General features: G+C 50.9%; 15 protein-coding genes. 8 read left to right on the top strand and 7 right to left on the bottom strand.

The features are described from left to right. Window positions 1–160: 160 nt before the first annotated feature. Complete coding sequence (locus ACXAGR_RS08610; protein ID WP_474849343.1) at window positions 161–1243, top strand: DUF3089 domain-containing protein; 1083 nt, start codon at window positions 161–163, stop codon at window positions 1241–1243. 51 nt (window positions 1244–1294) lie between these two features. Here ACXAGR_RS08610 and leuD read toward each other — a convergent pair whose 3' ends face one another. From leuD to ACXAGR_RS08590, 4 genes are all read right to left on the bottom strand, one after another. Continuing rightward, window positions 1295–1939, bottom strand: coding sequence for a 3-isopropylmalate dehydratase small subunit (leuD, locus tag ACXAGR_RS08605; RefSeq protein ID WP_474849341.1), 645 nt, complete (start codon window positions 1937–1939; stop codon window positions 1295–1297). 1 nt (window position 1940) lies between these two features. Further along, window positions 1941–3359 carry a 3-isopropylmalate dehydratase large subunit gene (gene leuC, locus ACXAGR_RS08600; RefSeq protein ID WP_474849495.1) on the bottom strand — a complete coding sequence of 473 codons (1419 nt, stop codon included), beginning with the start codon at window positions 3357–3359 and terminating at the stop codon, window positions 1941–1943. Window positions 3360–3465: 106 nt separating this feature from the next. Beyond that, window positions 3466–5331: a hydantoinase B/oxoprolinase family protein gene (locus ACXAGR_RS08595; protein ID WP_474844044.1), complete on the bottom strand. Its 1866-nt coding sequence runs from the start codon at window positions 5329–5331 to the stop codon at window positions 3466–3468. 15 nt (window positions 5332–5346) lie between these two features. Further along, a complete protein-coding gene (locus tag ACXAGR_RS08590; protein WP_474844043.1) occupies window positions 5347–7407 on the bottom strand; it encodes a hydantoinase/oxoprolinase family protein in 2061 nt (686 codons plus the stop codon). Between the two features lie 201 nt (window positions 7408–7608). On the opposite strand from ACXAGR_RS08590, the gene ACXAGR_RS08585 reads away from it, so the two are divergent. The 7 genes from ACXAGR_RS08585 (at window position 7609) to ACXAGR_RS08555 (ending at window position 16183) form a co-directional block, all read left to right on the top strand. Continuing rightward, complete coding sequence (locus ACXAGR_RS08585) at window positions 7609–8838, top strand: class I SAM-dependent methyltransferase (RefSeq protein WP_474844042.1); 1230 nt, start codon at window positions 7609–7611, stop codon at window positions 8836–8838. Beyond that, window positions 8838–9200: a hypothetical protein gene (locus ACXAGR_RS08580; protein WP_474844041.1), complete on the top strand. Its 363-nt coding sequence runs from the start codon at window positions 8838–8840 to the stop codon at window positions 9198–9200. The genes ACXAGR_RS08585 and ACXAGR_RS08580 overlap by 1 nt, the downstream gene beginning before the upstream one ends. A gap of 176 nt (window positions 9201–9376) precedes the next feature. Continuing rightward, on the top strand, window positions 9377–10369 hold the full coding sequence (locus ACXAGR_RS08575; RefSeq protein ID WP_474849339.1) for an alpha/beta fold hydrolase: 993 nt from the start codon (window positions 9377–9379) through the stop codon (window positions 10367–10369). 42 nt (window positions 10370–10411) lie between these two features. Then, on the top strand, window positions 10412–11119 hold the full coding sequence (locus ACXAGR_RS08570) for a Crp/Fnr family transcriptional regulator (protein WP_474844039.1): 708 nt from the start codon (window positions 10412–10414) through the stop codon (window positions 11117–11119). A 142-nt stretch (window positions 11120–11261) separates the two neighbouring features. Next, complete coding sequence (locus tag ACXAGR_RS08565) at window positions 11262–12704, top strand: flavin monoamine oxidase family protein (protein WP_474844038.1); 1443 nt, start codon at window positions 11262–11264, stop codon at window positions 12702–12704. Between the two features lie 269 nt (window positions 12705–12973). Beyond that, window positions 12974–15433 carry a TonB-dependent receptor gene (locus ACXAGR_RS08560; protein ID WP_474849337.1) on the top strand — a complete coding sequence of 820 codons (2460 nt, stop codon included), beginning with the start codon at window positions 12974–12976 and terminating at the stop codon, window positions 15431–15433. A gap of 69 nt (window positions 15434–15502) precedes the next feature. Continuing rightward, a complete protein-coding gene (locus tag ACXAGR_RS08555) occupies window positions 15503–16183 on the top strand; it encodes a hypothetical protein (RefSeq protein WP_474849335.1) in 681 nt (226 codons plus the stop codon). A 137-nt stretch (window positions 16184–16320) separates the two neighbouring features. Here the strand turns inward: ACXAGR_RS08555 and ACXAGR_RS08550 are convergent, their stop codons facing one another. The 3 genes from ACXAGR_RS08550 to ACXAGR_RS08540 all read right to left on the bottom strand — a co-directional run bounded on the left by ACXAGR_RS08550 (window position 16321) and on the right by ACXAGR_RS08540 (window position 20713). Further along, window positions 16321–18228, bottom strand: a complete 1908-nt coding sequence (locus ACXAGR_RS08550) for an alpha/beta fold hydrolase (protein ID WP_474849333.1) — start codon at window positions 18226–18228, stop codon at window positions 16321–16323. Between the two features lie 52 nt (window positions 18229–18280). Next, the gene (locus ACXAGR_RS08545; protein WP_474844033.1) at window positions 18281–19729 is read right to left on the bottom strand and encodes an NAD-dependent succinate-semialdehyde dehydrogenase; all 1449 of its coding nucleotides are present in this window, start codon (window positions 19727–19729) and stop codon (window positions 18281–18283) included. A 108-nt stretch (window positions 19730–19837) separates the two neighbouring features. Beyond that, on the bottom strand, window positions 19838–20713 hold the full coding sequence (locus tag ACXAGR_RS08540) for an alpha/beta hydrolase family protein (RefSeq protein ID WP_474849331.1): 876 nt from the start codon (window positions 20711–20713) through the stop codon (window positions 19838–19840). Between the last annotated feature and the right edge of the window lie 33 nt (window positions 20714–20746).

Genomic DNA, 20746 nt, shown 5'->3' with positions numbered 1-20746 from the left:
CGTTACTCCTCAAAAACGTTATTTGCAAATTTGACATTTGCTAAAAAGGACACCGTTATCCCGTAATTTTAAGGGGCTCAGGGATTCTTTCACTGTCAGCCGTTGCATATTTTTTTGTTTTATTGTTATGTATAAATAGCTTTTATTTCACGGAGTCAACATGGCAACTTTTTCTATCCGGTGTGTACTTCCGGTTTTATTTTTATTCATAGCACCTGCTTTAAATGCGCAGGACAGCAATGCTTTCAGCGCTGCTGATGCGCCACCTGCTCCGGATTATGCTAAACCGGCATACTGGGCTGCACTTCCCGGTGCTCCAGGCGCTACGGCGGCTGTGCCTGAAGGGCTGTCTTTTGATCCGGAAATAAAAAATACTGATGTATTTTACATTCACCCGACGACCTTAAAAGATAAAAGCGTCTGGAATCAAACCTTGTCGGATGAGACAACAAATCACTGGACTGATGTAAGTGTGATGGCAAGGCAGGCGTCAGTATTTAACGACTGTTGCACAGTGATTGCACCCAGGTACCGGCAGGCAAGTTTCAAATCAGGGGGCGATCCTACGCTTTCCGGTGATGGCGGAAAAGCCTACCGGCTGGCGTACAGTGATGTGCTTGCTGCGTTTGACTATTACATGACTCACATGAACAAGGGGAAGCCCTTTATCATTGCGGGGCACAGCCAGGGCGCGCTAATGACATACTGGCTGCTGAAAGATCGCATCGACGGTAAGCCTGTACAACAAAAAATGGTTGCTGCATATATTATCGGGATTGATTTAATGCAGGGAGATTTCGGCCGCACGTACAAAACATTGTCACTGTGCAGTACCCCTGAGCAAACCGGCTGTGTGCTTGCCTGGAACGCCGGCACAAAAGACCTGGATATTGATAAAATGTCGCAGTTCGCGGGGTCGCGGTATGCGTATACCTACAACACTCAGGAAGGACGGGACGCTGTATGCGTAAACCCGTTAACGTTCGACACCAGCAAGCCTGAAGCGCCGGCGGGTGCGTCAAAAGGTGCGGTACCCGGAGCCCCCGGAGAAGGTAAGGTGAACGCACTGGTAAAAGGCGCAGTAGCGGCGCGATGCGAGCGTGGCTACCTGATAGTTGATTACGACCCTGCACTGGATTTATCACCATCCTTCGGGGGCAGTATGCACTATCACGAGTTCGGTCTCTTTTACGCCGATATCCGCGACAATATTGCAAAGCGGATCGCTGCCTACAGGCAATAATCTCTGACAGATTAAACGCAGCAGGTATCTTTCTGCTGCGTTTTAATTTTGTCAGTCAATCTCTGCAAACAGCCAGGGTTCACTGGCTTTCAGTGTGGCCTCGAAAGCTGCAATACGGGAAGACTCCCGAAGTGTCAGAGAAATTTCATCATCACCCGACAGCAGGTTCTGCCGGCGTGACGGGTCGATTTTAAATTCCCATATTGCGCCGGTTCCCGTGCGGATTTCACATTTCTCCAAATCAACCGTCATTGAGAAATTGCTGTCTTTACGTAGTGCAAACAGGCAATCCACAACAGACTGTGGGAGGGTGACAGGCAAAATGCCGTTCTTAAAACAGTTGTTGTAAAAGATGTCGGCGAATGAGGGGGCAATCACAACGCGGAAGCCGTAATCACGTAACGCCCACACAGCATGTTCACGGCTTGAGCCGCAACCAAAGTTGTCCTGCGCCAGCAAAATACTGCTGTCGCCACAGCCCGGTTTGTTAAGGATAAAGTCCGGATTCTTCCTGCGCGTTGATGTTTCGGTTTCTGCATCACCTTCATCGAGATAACGCAAATCATCAAACAGCCAGTCTCCGTAGCCAAATTTCTTTATCGACTTGAGATATTGTTTAGGCAAAATGGCATCGGTATCCACATTGGCTCTGTCGAACGGCAACACGGTGCCGGTATGAGTGGTAAACGCCTGCATATTAAAATTCCTCCCGTGTTACATCGACGAAGTGACCGGCAATCGCCGCCGCAGCTGCCATTGCAGGACTCACCAGGTGTGTGCGGCCGCCAATGCCCTGGCGACCTTCAAAGTTGCGGTTCGAGGTGGATGCACAGTGTTCTTTTGGCATTAAGCGATCGGCGTTCATGGCCAGACACATGGAGCACCCGGGCTCGCGCCATTCAAATCCTGCCGCAGTGATAATTTTATCCAGGCCTTCTGCTTCTGCCTGGGCTTTTACCAGTCCGGACCCCGGCACAACCAGTGCCTGCTTTATTGTGTCAGCCACTTTGCGGCCTTTTACTACCCGCGCTACTTCCCGGATGTCTTCAATGCGTGAATTGGTGCAGGAACCCACAAAAACACGGTCGAGTTTAATATCTGTCATGGGCTGACCGGCCTTCAGACCCATATAGTTGAGCGCTTTCTGGTAATCTTCAGACTTGTTCGGCGGAAAAGACGCAGGGTCCGGTACAGGGTTGTTCACGCCGGTCACCATTTCAGGTGAGGTGCCCCAACTGATTTGCGGTTGGATATCGGCTGCGTCGAAGTGACGCTCAATATCAAATACTGCACCTTCGTCACTGTGCAGAGCTTGCCAGACCGCGACTGCCTGATCCCATTGCTCACCTTTGGGCGCATAACGCTTATTTTTCACGTAGGCTTCTGTAGTGGCATCAAAGGCCACCAGACCAGCACGGGCACCGGCTTCAATGGCCATGTTACACAAGGTCATACGGCCTTCCATGGTCAGGTTCTGAACGGCTGTACCGGCAAATTCGATGGTACAACCGGTACCTGCTGCAGTACCGATTTGCCCGATCACATACAGCACCATGTCTTTGGCAGTCACACCCGGTGACAACGTGCCGTTAATCTTAATCAGGAAGTTCTTCGCTTTGCGCTGAATCAGACATTGGGTAGCCAGAACGTGTTCTACTTCCGAGGTGCCGATACCCACGCCAAGAGCAGCAAAAGCGCCATGAGTCGCAGTATGGGAGTCACCGCACACCACGGTCATACCGGGTAAAGTCAACCCCTGTTCAGGAGCGATAACGTGCACGATACCCTGACGTTTATCGTTGAGGGCAAATTCGGGAATGTTGAACCGTGAGCAATTGTCATCCAGGGTTTTAACCTGAATTCGTGATGTGGAATCTTCAATGCCGTCTATACCTTTTTCACGGTCTGTGGTCGGTACATTGTGGTCCGGTGTGGCGATAACCGAACTGGTACGCCATGGCTTTCTGTCTGCAACCACAAGGCCTTCGAAGGCTTGTGCAGACGATACTTCGTGTACGATATGACGGTCGATGTAAATTAATGCTGTGCCGTCGTCATTTTGTTTGACGCAGCGTCTTTCCCAAAGTTTATCGTAAAGGGTTTTGGGGGAACTCATGTGGTGTATCTCCTGAAACTGATGTTTGCCATCAGGCAACATCGCCGGCGTAAAGCCGGCGATGAGTTGTTGCATTTCTCCGCGTGTAACTGCGGAATAAAATGGCTTATTTCACGTTTTGGAACGTGGGCGTTACCGGCGCAGGAATATGGGTTTCCTCCAGGCAACGTGCTTTGATTTCTTCAATGGTGCCACCGTGGTTGAACATGCTTACCTCACCACGGGTTGCAGTAAGAGTTGCACGCAAATCAGTGGTTGCTGCTTCATTAACTGCACCATTTTCGATGATTACGCCGTAGGCTTTTGCACCTTCAACAGTTACCAGACCGCGATTGAAATCAGTGAGAACCATGGCAGGGTCGCGCAGATACGGGTCGCCCCAGCCGCCGCCACCCCAGGTGTTGAAGTACAGCAAGTCTCCGGCTTTCACTTTCAAATCTTCGCATTTAGACGGCAGCCATTCTTCAGTGCCGTCGGCACGAACCATACGCTTGGTAGAACGCATGCCAGGCTCGCCACCGTTAACACCCCAGGGGTGTACCAGCCAGCGATCATCGTGAATCGCGATCTGGCCGTCACACAGGAAGCGGTAAGCAACAGACAGACCGTGACCACCACGATGCAGACCAGCACCGCCTGAATCAGGAATGACTTCATAGGTCTCAATACGCATAGGGAAGTAAGACTCAATGAATTCATTCGGTACGTTAGTGAAGCCCGGCCACAGAGAGTGACCGTCCGGTCCGTCACCTACCGGACGACCCGGGATACCACCGAAGCCGATCTGGAATAGCTGGAACCATTCGCCTTTGTCGTCATAACCTGAGTAGAACAGGTGAGGGGAGTCAGAGAAACCCGCTGCATTCAGCAGTTCCTGCGGTGCGCCCATACCCAGCAATGCACCCAGAATATCGAAGATACGACCCAGGGCGTGGGTACGGCCAGACAATGCCGCCGGATATTTAGGTTTAAGCAGGGTGCCCTCAGGAATGCGTACGTCTACCAGGTCATAGAAACCGTCATTAAAAATGATTTGCGGATCTACCACGTTAATGGTGAATGAGCCGAAGAACATTTTGAACATTTCTTCGTTCAGGTAGAAGTTGATAGAGCTCTGTGCCTGGGGATCAGTGCCGTCGAAGTCGAAGATAACTTTCTCGCCTTCACGCCACATCTTACAGTTAATTTTGTAAGGACCCATGCCTTTACCGTCATCACAAATATAGTCGGCAAATTCGCGGGGCTCTTCAGGGATGAACATCTTGATGATTTCGCCCATGGCTTTTTTGTTCCGCTCCAGCATGATGTCCAGCGTGGAATCGAATACATCATCACCGAAGCGCACTGCCAGTTCGTTACAACGTTTAGCGGCGGTTTTACAGGCCGCGACCAGGGCGTTGAGGTCGAAACGGTTCCACTGCGGGGTTCGTACGTTGTGCAGAATAAGCTCCAGCACTTCTTCCTGCAGCACGCCTTTCTTGTACAGTTTCACCGGTGGTATACGCACACCTTCCTGGAAGATGGTGGATGCCTGAATCGGCATGGAGCCGGGTACCATACCGCCGTTATCTGACATGTGACCAAACATGGCAGACCAGGCAATATGACGACCGTCTTTGAATACCGGCACCAGTACCAGCCAGTCGTTCAGGTGCGAAATCGCTGCGTTACACATGTACGGGTCGTTGGTAAGAATAATGTCGCCTTCTTCCAGCGTGCCTGAATACGCATTGGTAAAACCGGTGATAAAAGAGCCCATCTGGCCGACAACCATTTTGCCGTGACGGTCTGCGATAAGCGGGAAGCAGTCACCCTGTTCACGGATCCCCGGAGACATCGCGGTACGGAACAGTACAGCGTCCATTTCTTCACGGGCGTTACGCAGGGCGTTTTCAATAATATCGACAGTCACACCGTCTACATCTACCCGTTTCAGCGGGGTGCTGTTGGTTTCAATAATTTGTGCAGTCATAGTGATACCCCTTAGTTATTTCACGGGATTAATGAGGAGGTTGCCAACGTGGTCGATGTTGGCCTGATAACCGGGCAGAACTACGGTGGTCGAATCCATTTCGCTGACAATGGCCGGGCCCGGTACTGCGATGGCAGGGTGCAGCTTGCTGCGGTCATAGATGGCACCGTCATGCCATGCGCCGTCGTAGAAGAAACGGGTATCCTGTACTTTACAGTCAGCCAGCGTCAGTGTGTCTTCACCCAGTTTGCGTTCAGCAATATCGCCGGATTTGGCTTTGACCACGGCACGGATCATCAGAATTTCATGGCCGTCGCCCAGCTTGAAGGTAAACAGTTTTTCGTGCTCCTGATCGAAGTAATCAGTCAACACGGCAAGGCCGTTGGCTTCAATGTCATCACGGGTAAAGTCGACAGAAATTTCAAATGCCTGACCGGTATAGCGCAAATCAGCCTGATAAGTGACTTCCAGAGACTCAGGAGAAAGACCATCTGCAATCAGTGATTCAGAGGCTTTACTGCGAAGTTCTTCCAGGTCTGCCATCAGAGCTTCTTTGGTGGTTTTCTGTGCCAGTGTCAGATAGGTACGGGCAGCTTCGTCCTGTACTTCTGTGGTGGCATCACCATATGCACACAATACGCCGGGACCCGGCGGCACGATTACCGGCCATGCATCGGTCAGAATGCCCAGTGCATTAGCATGCAGAGGACCCGCACCACCAAAGCCCACCAGCGCGAAATCACGGGGGTCGTAACCTTGTTCTACTGATACCAGACGCAGCGCACCGAACATGGCTTCGTTGGCAATCTTGATGATACCTTCAGCGGCTTCCATCAGGTCGATACCCATGGCGTCTGCCACTTTTTGTACCGCAGTAACAGCCGCTTCGCGATCAATGGCCATGGCACCACCCAGTTGCACATCAGATGGCAGGTAGCCTAATACCACGTTGGCGTCACATACTGTCGGTTCCGTACCGCCTTTCATGTATGCGGCAGGACCGGGAACAGCACCGGCAGATTCAGGGCCGACACGGAGTGCTTTGGTTAATTCCGGTACGAAAGCAATCGAGCCGCCACCTGCTCCTACTGTGCGAACGTCTACTGATGGTGCACGTACGCGAACATCACCCACAATGGTCTCGCGGCGTACTTTAGCTTTAGAGCCCTGGATCAGGGCAACGTCTGTTGACGTACCGCCCATATCGAAGGTCAGAATGTCGTCATAACCGGCGCGGCTACAGAAGTAGATAGCACCGGTTACGCCACCGGCAGGACCTGACATCAGCAGGTTTACCGGTGATTCTGCAGAAGCGCGGCCAGAAGCCAGACCGCCGTCAGAACGCAGAATGGAAAGCTGTACGTTTTCTCCCATACGGTCTTTCAGTGCAGCCTGCAGGTTATTCACATAACGGGCAACTTCCGGACGTACATAGGAGTTCACAACCGTGGTCTCTGTGCGCTCGTATTCCTGCATTTCAGGTACGACTTCGCTGGACAGAGAAATCGGCATATCACCGAAGACTTCCTGAGCAATCACTTTTGCACGTTTTTCGTGTTCATCATTGACGTACGCATTGATGAAACAGATGGTGAGTGCTTCTACTTCACCTTTGGCTTTGAGCGTCTCGAGATCGGCTTTAAGCGCTGCTTCATCGAGGTCTGATACCACTTTCCCTTTTGCGTCCATCCGCTCAGCTGCGCCGATGGTCAGTTCAAGAGGTGCCAGCAACGGGTTTTTCACGTAGCTGACCCAGCCGCCAAGACCGCCCGGGCAAAATGAGCGGGCAACCTGCAAGGTGTGCTCGTAACCTTTTGTGGTGACCAGACCGACTTTGGCGCCTTTACCGGTTAATACCGCATTGGTGGCAACCGTTGTACCGTGCATTACACGGTGGATTTGTGTTGGATCAACACCAGACTCTTCACAGATACGGGCAATACCATTGAGTACCCCTTCTGAGGAATCATGGGGGGTGGACGGTACTTTGGCTGTAAAGGTCTGACCGTTTTCTTCGTTAATCAGCAGCAGGTCAGTAAATGTTCCGCCGACGTCAACGCCAAGACGATAACTCATATTTCATTCCCCTCATTTCAGGCAAATTCAGCTCGGTTAATTTCGTTTTAAGCCTAAACATTGGAAAGGTTGCTGCCATGACAATTATCAATGCAGCTCACGGTGAGGATTTCTATAGTCCGGAACATCAGGTCAGTACCGTCTGCAAGGATTGCCTGCGGGATGACAAAGTTTCTGTTTCACAAATAAACGAGGTCAGACATGCTTAATTGTTTCCAACAGGGCAAGCACGACATGCTGCCAGAGGCAACACACGACGAAGCGTCGCGCCAGGAGTTCGCCAAAAGCTTGCGGGGCTATATCCAGCACGCCACGTTGCCGGGGCTTCAGCCGGTATATGAAAAGAAAGTGGTGCCTAAATTCAAACGGGAAAACGGCCGTGAGCCTGAAAACCGTCAGGATATTCGTCGCGCCATGGTGAAAAACAGTTATTTTCAGCTGTACGCATCGACTAACCGTATTGCCCAGGAGTTGCTCTGGGAATCCACGGTAATGAGTGTAGAGCGTCAATTGCCGCAACTGATTGAAAGGGCCAAAGCACTGTCAGCTAAATCTGAGACGAAACTGGTGATCCCGGAAGGCTTTGTGCCGCCCAAATACGTGAGCGCCATCGATATTCACTGTATGCCTGGTGGCTACTGTACCGAAGTGACCGCCGATGACGTTTCTGCCGGTGTGGTTTACGACCGTGGTGTGTATCTGTACACCATGGGATATACCGGTCCTGATAACGACGATATGGGACGCTCAGTCTGCAACTACCTGAAGCGTAACAACCCTGATTTCAAACCCCGCCGCATCCTCGATATGGGTTGCACGGTGGGACATTCCACATTGCCATACAAAGAAGCGTTTCCGGATGCAGAAATCTGGGGTATCGATGTAGGTGGTGGCTGTGTGCGTTATGCCCATGCCCGTGGCGTTGCAATGGGTAAAGAAGTTAACTTTGCGCAGATGAACGCCGAAGAAACCACTTTCGAAGATGGCTATTTTGATCTGGTTGTCAGCCACATTCTGCTGCACGAAACCAGCGGCAAAGCAATGCCAAAAATATTCAAAGAAAGCGAACGGGTACTGGCTCCCGGCGGCCTGATGATTCATGCCGACTTGCCTCCATTCGATCTCATGGACCCGTTCACCCAGTTCATTCTTGATAATGAAACCTGGTACAACAACGAACCGTTCTGGGGAGCGATGCGTGACCTTGATCAGATCCAGCTGGCTGAAGATGCAGGCTTCCCCCGTGATGCGGTGCGTTTTGATACTGCGCCAATGGCAATTATGGAAACCACGGAAGGGTCGAAAGGTTATAGCGATGAGTCAAAAGAAGCCGTCGCCGATCGCGATTTTACTGCCGGCGAATTTGCCCCGGGTGGTGGCTGGGAAGTGCTGATTGCACAGAAACCTTTAGTTAACCAGGAGGTAGCGTGATGTCTGAGTCACATAACAATCCGCAGATGCAACACAACGCTAAAGGTAAGCGTCCGTCGTTTTATGAAGATGCCGCGTCGGATCAATTAATGTCTATGGTGATGGTGCTGGCCAGCGAATTAAATGTCATGCGTGATCGCATGGACGCACAGGAACGCGTCGCGAAACAACACGGTATTGATTTGGCAGCAGGCATCGAAGCGCTGGAACTGGACGATGAGGCACTGGAAAGCCGTGAAGCATGGCGCCAGGGATTTTTCTCCCGCCTGTTCTACCTTACCCGGAAAGAAGCGGAAGAAGCGCAAATGGGTGAAACCAAAAAATCTTATAACGCGACCATTGATGATATAGCCAAAGCATAATGGAGTGAGATAACGATCCTCAACGGAAAGCCTCTGCCGGCGTGATGCCTTCAGGGGCTTTTTTATCGTATTTTTCGGGTGGATTGATAATTGTTAAGGCGGGCTTGTCATGTGCCCGTTAGGTTGGTTAAAACAGTCAGTTGCAAATTACTCTGCCTTTACCGGGATCTTTGAATATGAAGAATCGTTTGTTCGTTTTAATGCTGTCTATCCTGATGTGTTCTGCCTCAGCATCACTAAGTGCTGAAGAAGGCAAAAATGCGGAGACAACGAGAACATTGACGCTGGAAGACATGCGAAAAAAATACGCGGATGCTGATTCAAAGTTCATGGACGTAGATGGCATCAACGTGCACTACAAAGATCAGGGCACCGGTCCAGCAATCCTGTTAGTGCATGGTACGCTCGGCGACCTGCAAGACTGGGATACCTGGGCAGAGGTGCTGAGCAAACATTATCGTGTGATTCGCTTTGATTTACCTGGCTTCGGCATCACCGGAGATATCCCGAATGGTAACTATTCAGTCGACCGCAGCCATGTTCTGATTGACGGCCTGATGGATGCGCTGGGTATTGAGCAGTTCGGTATTGCCGGCATTTCTTACGGCGGTATGGTGTCGTTCCGTTACGCCGCAACCCGTGTAAACCGTATTACGTCCATGATCCTGGTGAATTCTGCGGGTATTCAGTTTGGCAAAGCGGTTAAGCGTGACACGGATACCAAAGACAAGCCCCGTAAAAACATGTTTATCGATCCGGTGGTTAACCGTGAAGATGTTGCTCAGTTCTATGATGACTACATCAATGACCACACCTATGTGACCAGTGCGTTTATTCAGCGCAAGCTGGACTATCTGAACATTGTTAACCGCGATACCAATTCAATTAAAGCGTACAAGCTGTACGAAAAAGGTAATCCTCAACGTGTGCTTTCTCATGTCACTGCACCGTCGCTGGTTATCTGGGGAACGGCGAACCAGGCGCTGGATACAGAAACGGCGCAGGCTTTTATTGATGCGCTGACCGCTTCCTGTTTTAAGAAGCTGGTCACCTTTGATGATGGCGGGCATTACATCAATGTGGAGCGGCCGGCTCCGACTGCGAAAGCCGCGCTGGCATTTTTACAAGGTCTGCCTGAAGTTGATGCGTGTAAATCGTCTTGTGAGTAACTGATCTGGTGTCACAGCCTTACGGCGTGCAGGAGGTATTTGATGTCTCAGTTGTTTTTGCCCAGAAGTATGGAGCCTGTATACGGATATAACCCGTTCAGTGACTGCCCGCTGTTTCGTGACTTATCTGTGAAGCAGCTTTTTGAGCTGCGTCGTTGCGGCACGCAGATTGAACTGGGGGCCGACGAGCCAATCTTCGACCAGTTCTCTCCCTGTACCAGTGTGTTTAATGTGATCAGCGGTGCGATTGTTGTCGAACGGTTTGCTGATGACGGCAGACGGCAAATCATCGGCTTTTTGTTTCCCGGAGACTATCTGGGCATTGTTAACTCCGCGCGCTATGAGGTGGCTGCCCGCAGCCTCACAAAGTCTACCCTTTACCGCTTCGGCAGAAAAAAGCTGGTGGATTTTTCTCTGCATAATCATCAGTTACGCAGAAACATTGAACACATCATGTCGAACGTATTTTACCGGCTGATGGAACAACTGTTTATTCTCGGTCAGAAAAAAGCGCACGAAAGGTTGTGCTTCCTTTTTGTTCACTTGCTTGAGCGTATGCCCGGTGCCACGCCGGAACACATCCAGCTTTATATGTCCCGTCAGGATATTGCAGACTATCTTGGTCTTACCATTGAAACGGTAAGCCGTTCTCTGGCTAAGTTGAAAACCGATGGTCTCATTCACTTTCCTTCCATCAATCATCTGCAGATTCTTAATGTTCCGGCAGTCAGGAAGCTGGCAGCAACCTGACCTCCGGCTAAATCATATTTTGTAACAATCACCTGCAGGACCAGAAGCCTGTTTTTGATAATAATCAATGCGGTGATACCGGTGGACTCATAGCCTAAAAGCCTATTAACAATAATCAAAAAAAGTGAACAGGTTGGTACTTATGTCAAATTCATTTGATCCGCGTTTCTCCCGCCGGGGCTTTCTTAAAGGTAGCGCTCTGGTAATGGGTTCGGCATTGTTCCCTGCCTTCGCCCGCGCGTCAGGCAAAACAGATGTCACAATCATCGGCGCAGGTCTGTCCGGTCTTTATGCAGCAAGCCTTCTTGAGCAGTCAGGTCTGACCGTACGCGTGCTGGAAGGACGAAACCGCATTGGCGGCAGACTGTATACACTGGATGATGTACCGGGGGCACCGGAGGCTGGCGGCCAGACAATTGGTCCCAACTATGGTCGTATGATTTTTAATGCATCGCGGGTGGGTGTACCACTGAACCAGGTCGATTTTGGTCTTGGTAATGAACCTGTCAGACAGGTCATGCAGGTAGCAGGGCAGCGTGTATTGCCAGCTGACTGGGCTACATGTGCCGGCAACCCGTTCCCTGATCAATTTAAAGCCATGACGCCGGACCAACTGTTGCCGGTGCTGCTCGGCAAACCACCTTTTTCACAAGGGAATGACTGGCTGAGCGATTCGAACTTTAATCTGGACATTCCTGTCAGTCAGTTACTCCGCGAGAAAGGGCTTTCTGCAAAAGCAATAGAAATGCTGGGGGCTGCTAATAACTACGGCAGAACCCTGGATGAGTCGTCCTTACTGTTCCTCTATCGCAATAATTATTTTGTTATGCAATCTATGCAAACGCCCGGTGGTGTGAAGATGGCGCAGGGCGGAAATCAGCGGGTGCCTGAAGCCATGGCAAAACACCTCAGCGGTGAAGTGCTGACAGGCAAAGTAGCAGCAAAAATTAAAGAGCGCGACAGCGGTATTACCGTGCGTTGTGATGACGGAAGTGAATACGAGTCACAATACGTGCTGTCGTCGGTACCTTTCTCCACCTTGCGTCATGTTGAGATTGATGCGCCTTTACATGTGATGCAACGGGAAGCCATCAACGAACTGGAATATGGCAAAGTGTATCAGGCACATTTCGAGGTGGTTTCTCCTTTCTGGAAAGGTAAAGGTTTTCTGCCGAATGTGTGGTCAGACTCTGTCATCGAGAGAGTCTTCGCCAGTGATCCTTCACAAAGCGGTAAGATCACTAATCTGACCGTGTGGATTAACGGCAAAGGCGTGGAAGCCGTTGAAAAACTCTCTGAAAAAGACGCCGCAGCACTGATCCAAAAATCACTCTACGAAGCCTTGCCGGAGGCAAAAGGTGCGGTGAAATTTGTTCGCCTGTTTAACTGGCAGGATTCACCCATGTCACGGGGATCTTTTGCTACCTGGAAACCCGGTCAGGTTGCCCGTTATGCAAACGTAATGGCTACACCTACATCAAGGCTGCATTTCTGCGGTGAACATACTGCACAATGGGCAAGTGGTATGGAAGGTGCGCTGGAATCCGGCGAGCGGGCAGCAAACGAGATTTTGACAAAAGTCTGAGCGTAATTTTTCATCTGAACGTGTCACCGGAAGCGCAGGTTTACGGTGACTTTTTTGTGTCCACAATCTTTGTAATGAACTGATTTAATGATGTTTATTAGTCAATTTCATAATCTTGCTGTTTTTTGATATTTGTTAATGAGTCCCCGTTTTGCTGGCGATAATCTGTTCAATAAGGTGCTTTGACCGTTTAAAAAAAGTACCGCCAAAAATAATGATTGGCCGTGTAAAAAGCCAAATAACAACAGGTACCAAGTGAGGTGGGAAACATGTATTCATGGAACAAAAAATACGCTTTAAGTGCAGCGGGGATGGTTTTTGCACTGTCGCCGGTGGCATCAGCCATTGCGCAAACAGAAGAAAAGAAAGCCGACGATAATAAATACGAGCAGGTTGTTGTTAAAGCGAGAAAACGGGATGAAACCATCATCGAAGTACCGCTGTCTGTTAAAGCGTTTACCAGTAAAGATTTGCAGGAGTCAGGATTAACCGAGCTGGAATCGCTGGCAAACTTTACACCCAACCTGGATTTCCAGAATGTGGGTAACTCTCAACCCGGCCGCTTTAACCCCGGCATCCGTTTCCGTGGTATGGACATTGCCATATCTACCCCGACAAACCAGACAGGTGGCTTCTTTGTTGACGGTGTTGCTGTGCTGGGGGGCGAAAGCTCAGTGTCATTCTCCGATATCGCTCAAGTTGAGGTGTTACGCGGCCCGCAGCCAGTCTACTTTGGACGCGGCACTTTCGGCGGTGCCATCAACTATACCACGGTAACGCCCGGCGACGAGTTCAGCGGCCAGATTTCCGCAGGCTTCAGCCCGACATTCGGCAGCAACGAATTTAATGCTTATGTTGAAGGTGCGTTGTCGGAGAATGTGTCTTCCCGCCTGACTGTGTTTAACCGCGAGCAGGGTGCGCCTTTTACTGCCACTGACGGCGGTGATCTGGGTGCTGAAAAGACTGCGGGTGTGTCGTTAATTCTGGCCATGACGCCCACAGAAAACTTATCGGTAAAAAGCCGTATCGCTTATTCTCAGGACGATGACGGTGCGCCAGCATCAACGTTCGTAAAGTATTCAGAAAATAATAATATTTCCGTCGGTGACACGTTCAGCGCACAAACAAACAACGGTATTGTTGAAGCTACGTGGGCGACGCCATGGTTATCCGGCTCGTTGCCGTACACCACAGTAAGCAGCAACACCCGTTTTTATGACGTAACTGTCGCCGGACAAACTCAGTATGGCGATGCACTGGAGGACGGTACCTATAGCATGAGCGAATTACTCGCAATGCGTCCGGAAGGAGGAGATACCCCTTCTCTGGACCATATCGGACTGCGTTCTGACATGCTGGTGTTCTCTACCGAAGCATCCTACTTTATAGATGAAAACTTCTCCTTTGATGGTCTGGCGGGTTACAGCCATAAATCCACCACGCAGATCAGAGATGCTGACCAGACAGATGCACAGGCGTGGATCGTACAAACCTATCTGGAACTGGAATCCTGGTCTGCGGAAGGTCGTCTGAACTACGACAACAACGATAATTTCCGTGCTATGGCCGGGGTTAACTACTCAGTGATCGATCAGATGGGTGATGTTGACGGTGGCTGGAACGTATTTAATGGCTACTATGGCGGTATGCTGTTCGGATTCGGTACCAGTTACCTCGACGCAACTAAAATTGAAACGCTGGGTATCTTCGGTTCAGCTGAATACGATTTTACCGACTGGGCCACGCTGGTAGTCGAAGCGCGCTATCAGGATGACACTACAGACAACCGCTCCGGTTTCACCGAAGGCACCTTATCGCCTTCTGCTGAATTGTCTTTCGACGGCTTCCTGCCACGTATCAGTCTGCTGCTTTCGCCAATGGATGACGCGAATGTGTTCCTGACCTACTCAGAAGCCATGTTGCCGGGTGCTTACAACAGTATGTTTGATTCTATGGATGCAAATGATGCCGCGGAGTTTTTAGCTGCAAATCCTAATATCGAAACAGAGACGGAAGAAGAAACGATTAAGTCATATGAACTGGGTTGGAAACAGTCTGTTCTGGATGGCGCTTTATGGTACTCACTGGTTGGTTTCCATCAGCAATGGGAAGGCATGAAGTCTACCGGCCTCTATACCTTTACCGGAACCAGCACAGGAACATCTTACTTTCTGACGCCTACTATGACCGGCTCAAGTACGCAGACAGGTATTGAGCTTGAAGGTCGCTGGTCAGCCAGTGACAACCTCAACATTCAGTTCGCTTACGGTTACACCAGCTCTGAGTACGACAGTTACAACAGTAACTCTTTCAGAAGTGCGCTGGGTCTGCCTTACGGCACATTCTACAAAGCAGACGGAAATACGCTGCCACGGTCTCCGGCGCACAGCGGTGCTGTAGGTATCACCTGGCAGGACGGACTGAATGCAGAGTGGGATTATGCCCTGCGTGCAGATACCACCTTCAGAAGCAAAACTTATACGGATGAGCTGAACCTTACCACCATTGAGGGCTATACCTTGCTGAATCTGCGGGCAAAACTGATTGGTACTGACAATGGCGTATCCGTAGAGCTTTACTGTAATAACTGTACTGACAAAGAGGGATGGGCAACAGGTCGTCGTCTTACCGACTTCAGCGCCATGCCAAACTTCTTTGCCACACAGGGTGCAGTGGTTGACCCTATTATGCCAAGAGAAGTGGGGATCCGCGCGGGTTACGAATTCTGATAATGACATGTCCGGATGTACCGTCAGGTGCATCCGGACAGCGTTGTTCCGTTCACAGGGTCGATTAATATGAAAAAAGCAGTGCAAGTTATCACTGCCATCGCCGGTAGCATGTTTTGCCTGACCTTACAGGCTAAGGCAGAGCTGCCTGCATTCTGGCAACTCAGTGAAGGTGTCTGGCATAGTCATAACATGTACATGGACGGAAAATTTGCTGTCAAAATTCCGGACTATGAAAGCGTTGTGACCATCGCTGTAAAGGATGATGAGGTGATCACCACCGAAGATAAGTTCTATCCTGCCGGCTATTTTAACGGTGCCGCTATCGGGCTGGACATCCCTGCGAAGAGCGGTGTGCACCTGGTTCAGACAACCCGTGCGTCCCTTGACAGCAAGGGTATTGCAGAAGAGCAGGCAGCCGCCGGGGCACCGGTAAGAACCATTACCACACCTCTGGACGGGAGTTCTGCGTTCTACACTGTGAGTGACAAAATAACCGGCGATACCTCTTACCGGATGCTCATCAGTTACCCGCAAAATAATGCCAGGATTGTTGTGAATATGGGTTTGCAACCCGTTGAACCCGGAAATGCGGCAGGCGCACTGCGCGGGCTGTCAGTGTTTAACGGCGTTAAATTACCGGGCAGTGAAAAGCAGGCGCTTTTAAAGCAATTAGAGACGGTATACAACGCAACCGTTACAGTTGTCCGCGAAGCAAACGGACAGTTTCGTGTATCGTATAACCTGTAAGCGCACAGCGATTCAGTGTGTTTATGACAACCGTTTTATGAAGGTTTCCCGTCAAATAACATTTGTTATTTGAGCCTCTTGCCGGTGGGGGTTTCCCACCGGCATTTTTATTTCTGCGCCCCGGAGGCGCGGGTAGCTCAGAGACGGATAACGATTTTTCCGAAGGCGCCGGTATTCATTTTGGCAAACGCCGCTTCAATATCAGTGATGTCGAACTGGCTGTCGATGAGAGGCAGTACCCCCTGTTCTGACATGAAATTCAGCACCGCTTCGTGGTCTGCTCTTGAACCTACCATGACCGCACTGACCTTCAGAGCGCCAAAGATGAGAGGTTGCACATCAATGGTTCCGCCAAAACCGTCCAGTGCACCGATAACAGCAAGATGACCGTCGATAGCAAGGCTGGCAACCGATTGTGCCATGGTGCCTGCACCACCCAGTTCTACCACGTGATTGACGCCGGCACCTTTAGTGATTTTTCTGACTTCTTCAGACCATTCCGGCGTGGATATGTAGTTAATGCCGTGGGCTGCCCCCAGCTGTTTCACCTGTGCCAGCTTTTCGTCTGAGGATGAAATGACAATGGGTACCGCGCCTTTTGCTGCTGCGATTTGTACGGCAAACGTTGCCACGCCGCCGGTGCCGATGATGAGCACGGTGTCACCTTCCTGAATGTTGCCAAGGGTTACCAGTGCCCGCCAGGCGGTAGTGGCAGCACAGGGCGTACAGGCAGCCTGCTCATCACTCCAGCGTGCAGGTGTGGCTACCACTCCCTCTTCACTCAGCAGTGCGTATTGAGCAAGTACGCCATTGGCACCAGCGCCCAGTGCGGAAAACATGGCGGTGAGGTTTAATCTGCCACCTGACCATTGCTGAAAGAAACTGGAGGTGACCCGGTCTCCCGCTTTCCATTGGGTGACGTCACTGCCGGTTTTCACAATAACACCTGCAGCATCAGAAAATGGTACGAATTCGTCGGCCTGTACGGGGTACGAGAGATCGCGAATGGAGGCGTCGCGGCGGTTCAGTGATACGGCGCTGATCTTAACCAGTACTTCGCCCGGACCCGGTGAAGGGAGGGGAGATTCCACAGCAGAAAGCGTGAAGCTGTCATCCTGCCTTTGGTATAAATATTTTGTGTAATTCATGGTGTGTCCGGTAGTGTGAGTTAATTCAAAAAGTGCACGGCAAAAATCGCCGGGTTGCTTTTCCGGCGCAGCGAGAAATGCAGCGCCGGTGATGCGGTTTTTTACCTGAGGGTGATCTTTTTTAATGGTCTCAAGCATGCCGTTCAGGGTTAACGGATCATCGCAGGCCTGAGCAATCATGACGGGGCAGGTAACCTTGCTGAATACCGCAGGAAAGTCCTGATTGTAAATGGCATCAAATGCCTGATTGCGGCCTTTCAGATGTGTAATGGCACCCAGCGTTTCGGTATGGACCAGATGTGCATCATAGGCCGGACACAGGGCTTTCATCAGTGTAAAGCTGTCTGAGATGTAGTGTCCGGCGTTGTCGATTTCAGGCGCATCACCAATGTCTGCACGCATTTTTTTGCGCTTTGCTGCATCCGGTTCGTACATGACGCCGGAGAGTAACAGCGAGGCGACTTTTTGCGGTGCAAGAACAGACATTTCTGTGGCGAAGTGGGTACCGGTATGATGTGCCGCCAGATGAAACCGGTCGATATTTAACATCGACAGAGCAGTCAGAAACCAGTTCGCGTAATCAGTTGTCTCCGGCGATGCCATATCAGGTACGAAAGAGTTCCCAAAACCCGGTGTATCAAAGGCAATCATATGCAAGTGCTCACCGGCAATCTGCATCACCTTTTCAAATGACGAAGAACAGGCCGGTGTGCGGTGCAAAAGTATCACCGGCAACCTGCCTTCAGGTACTTTAAGCGGTTTGGTCTCGCGATAATGGATCTGACCGGCGGGAATATTAATGTAGTGGTTTAGTATCTCTGGCAATGTCATTTCCTGCAGAAAAAACGTTGCTTTACAGTAGGTGTTCAGGGTGTTGCGGGCATTGATAATAGTCAAAATGTTGCGCCTGCCTTATGGGCAGGCGCCGGTAATTCAGAACTGGCCCGGGCTACTCTTCAATAACATAACACTGGTATTTCATTTCCAGATATTCTTCCAGGCCGGTGTGGGCACCTTCACGGCCAATCCCGCTGGCTTTAATCCCGCCAAATGGCGCATTGGCGGCTGAAATAACGCCGGTGTTAATGCCCACCATGCCAGACTCAATAGCATCTGCCACACGTTGTGCGCGGTGCAGGTTATCGGTATAGAAATACGCTGCCAGACCAAACGGTGTGTCATTGGCGTAACCCAGCACTTCGTCTTCTGTATCAAAGCTGATGATTGGAACCAGTGGTCCGAAGGTTTCTTCGCAGGCGCACTGGGCATCACGGGGAACTCCGGTGAGTACCGTAGGTGCGTACCAGTTGTTACCAAAGGGTAAGCGTTCTCCGCCGGTGAGTACTTTAGCACCGGCTGCAACGGCCTGCTTCACGTGTTCTTCCACTTTATCCACGCCTTTGCTGTCAATTAGCGGGCCTATTTCGGTACCTTTTTCCAGGCCGTTACCAATTTTAAGGGCTGCCACTTTTTCACTGAGTTGAGTCTGGAATGCATCTTTCACGCTATTGTGAACATATACCCGGTTCGGCGAAATACAGGTTTGGCCGGCATTGCGGAATTTAGCTTTTAGCAGGCCCTCAACGGCTTTCTCTATATTGGCATCTTCGAACACGATGAAAGGCGCATTACCGCCAAGTTCCAGTGAAAGCTTTTTCACATCGCCGGCGCATTGCGCCATCAGTTGTGCGCCGATTTCAGTTGAGCCGGTGAAAGTGAGCTTTCTGACCAGCGGATTCGTGCAGAAAGCATCGCCGATAACGCTGGCTTTGCCGGTTAATACCTGGAATACGCCATCAGGAACACCGGCTTGCACGGCCAGTTCCGCCAGTGCCAATGCAGTCAGCGGGGTCTGACTGGCAGGTTTCACCAGAATCGTACAGCCGGCTGCAAGCGCGGGTGCTACTTTGCGGGTGATCATTGCTGCCGGGAAGTTCCACGGGGTGACTGCTGCACACACGCCTACCGGATCCCGTGAAACACGGATATGGGTATTGGCCGCCGCAGCGGGCAGGATCTCACCCTGAATACGCATGGCTTCTTCGGCAAACCATTTAACATAGCTGGCGGCATAGGCAATTTCGCCTTTGGCTTCGGCCAGGGGCTTGCCCTGTTCTGTGGTCATGATGGTGGCAAGCTCATCAGTATGTTCAACGATGAGTTCATACCATTTACGCACGATATCTCCGCGGGTGGATGCAGGAACCTTTTTCCATGTCTTCCATGCTTCGCTGGCTGACGTGATTGCATCATTTACCTGATCAGCGTTTAACAAAGGTACGCGTCCGGCTTCTTCACCGGTTGCGGGATTATTTACTGAGAGGGATTCCTCAGTGGTTATCCATGCACCGTTGATCAGGCAAGCTTGCTTAAAAATGGCGATATCAGTCAGTTTCATATTCGTGTCCGTTTAATTAAGAATTACTACAGTCCGGCGGCAATCAGGTTCGGCAGTACACTGTTGTCCCATTCCGGCATACTTGGTTGCGCCTTTCTGTTTCAAGTATTACTTTCGGGAGAGTTGCATTAGCGGATGTTCACCCAGCGATTTATTCAACGCTGAATCTGCCTTGTTATTGCTGCTGTTATAAGCAGTCAGCATGTTAAGGCTGGTATCTACCGCAAGTTGCAGTTGTTCAAGTTGCATGGGGCCGGGTAAATCGGAACGGCAAATTGCTCCGCCGAAGTAGTGATCCACATCGTCCAGAACCAGCGCGTAGTGGTCGCCTGATGCCGGAGCGGCATGCCAGGCATCAAGGTGGGTTTCCCAGGACATATTCTCACTGAGAATATCCTTTGTGCCTGTTTGAATAAGTGCTGGTTTGCTCAGCGTGGCATAACCGGCTTTTTCAATGAACCCCGGAATAGCAGCAGGGGGCGAGAATGCCAGCACCACAGACACCCGCGGATCGTCAGGATTATCCGTGCCCTCAGGTAGCAGTCCGGTAGCGCCACCTTTTACCAGTGCGGTCAGCGCGCCGTAACTGTGGCCGGCGGCAATATAGCCCTCGCTGCCGAACTCGTCTGCCAGCATTTGCATGTCCTGTAATCTTGCGCTCCACGACGCCAGACCCTGAAACTCACTGGTGCGGGGATGCTCCACAGAATCCACATGCAGCGGTGCATAGACTTCATAACCTGCATCGACCCAGGGTTCGATTATTCTCACATATTGAAGCGGTGCGGAGGCAGCTCCATGGGAAAACAGAATGATACCTTTTGCCTTTGCCGCAGGTGTCCAGTGCCAGATTTGTACGTCACGTCCGTGAGTTTGCAGAGTCAGGGTTTCAGGCTTTGCCGCTGCGAAAGCATTGGATGTGATCAGCAACACAAGCAAATAAGCGAAGTGGATCAACTTGGCGGGTTGCACGGGTGACTTCATAGGGGACTCCGGAACAGGTTTGTCGACTGCCTC

The sequence above is a fragment of the Alteromonas sp. ABH4_457 genome, from assembly GCF_056160625.1.
The sequence above is the reverse complement of the archived record's forward strand: the minus strand, read 5'-3'. Positions and strand labels throughout refer to the sequence as shown.

Excerpts from the sequence above, each read along its gene's own strand:
- leuC (WP_474849495.1), bottom strand. The coding sequence starts at position 3,359 with ATGAGTTCCCCCAAAACCCTTTACGATAAACTTTGGGAAAGACGCTGC.
- ACXAGR_RS08540 (WP_474849331.1), bottom strand. The coding sequence starts at position 20,713 with ATGAAGTCACCCGTGCAACCCGCCAAGTTGATCCACTTCGCTTATTTG.
- ACXAGR_RS08565 (WP_474844038.1), top strand. The coding sequence starts at position 11,262 with ATGTCAAATTCATTTGATCCGCGTTTCTCCCGCCGGGGCTTTCTTAAA.
- ACXAGR_RS08610 (WP_474849343.1), top strand. The coding sequence starts at position 161 with ATGGCAACTTTTTCTATCCGGTGTGTACTTCCGGTTTTATTTTTATTC.
- ACXAGR_RS08595 (WP_474844044.1), bottom strand. The coding sequence starts at position 5,331 with ATGACTGCACAAATTATTGAAACCAACAGCACCCCGCTGAAACGGGTA.
- ACXAGR_RS08560 (WP_474849337.1), top strand. The coding sequence starts at position 12,974 with ATGTATTCATGGAACAAAAAATACGCTTTAAGTGCAGCGGGGATGGTT.
- ACXAGR_RS08555 (WP_474849335.1), top strand. The coding sequence starts at position 15,503 with ATGAAAAAAGCAGTGCAAGTTATCACTGCCATCGCCGGTAGCATGTTT.
- ACXAGR_RS08585 (WP_474844042.1), top strand. The coding sequence starts at position 7,609 with ATGCTTAATTGTTTCCAACAGGGCAAGCACGACATGCTGCCAGAGGCA.
- ACXAGR_RS08575 (WP_474849339.1), top strand. The coding sequence starts at position 9,377 with ATGAAGAATCGTTTGTTCGTTTTAATGCTGTCTATCCTGATGTGTTCT.
- ACXAGR_RS08580 (WP_474844041.1), top strand. The coding sequence starts at position 8,838 with ATGTCTGAGTCACATAACAATCCGCAGATGCAACACAACGCTAAAGGT.
- leuD (WP_474849341.1), bottom strand. The coding sequence starts at position 1,939 with ATGCAGGCGTTTACCACTCATACCGGCACCGTGTTGCCGTTCGACAGA.
- ACXAGR_RS08545 (WP_474844033.1), bottom strand. The coding sequence starts at position 19,729 with ATGAAACTGACTGATATCGCCATTTTTAAGCAAGCTTGCCTGATCAAC.
- ACXAGR_RS08570 (WP_474844039.1), top strand. The coding sequence starts at position 10,412 with ATGTCTCAGTTGTTTTTGCCCAGAAGTATGGAGCCTGTATACGGATAT.
- ACXAGR_RS08590 (WP_474844043.1), bottom strand. The coding sequence starts at position 7,407 with ATGAGTTATCGTCTTGGCGTTGACGTCGGCGGAACATTTACTGACCTG.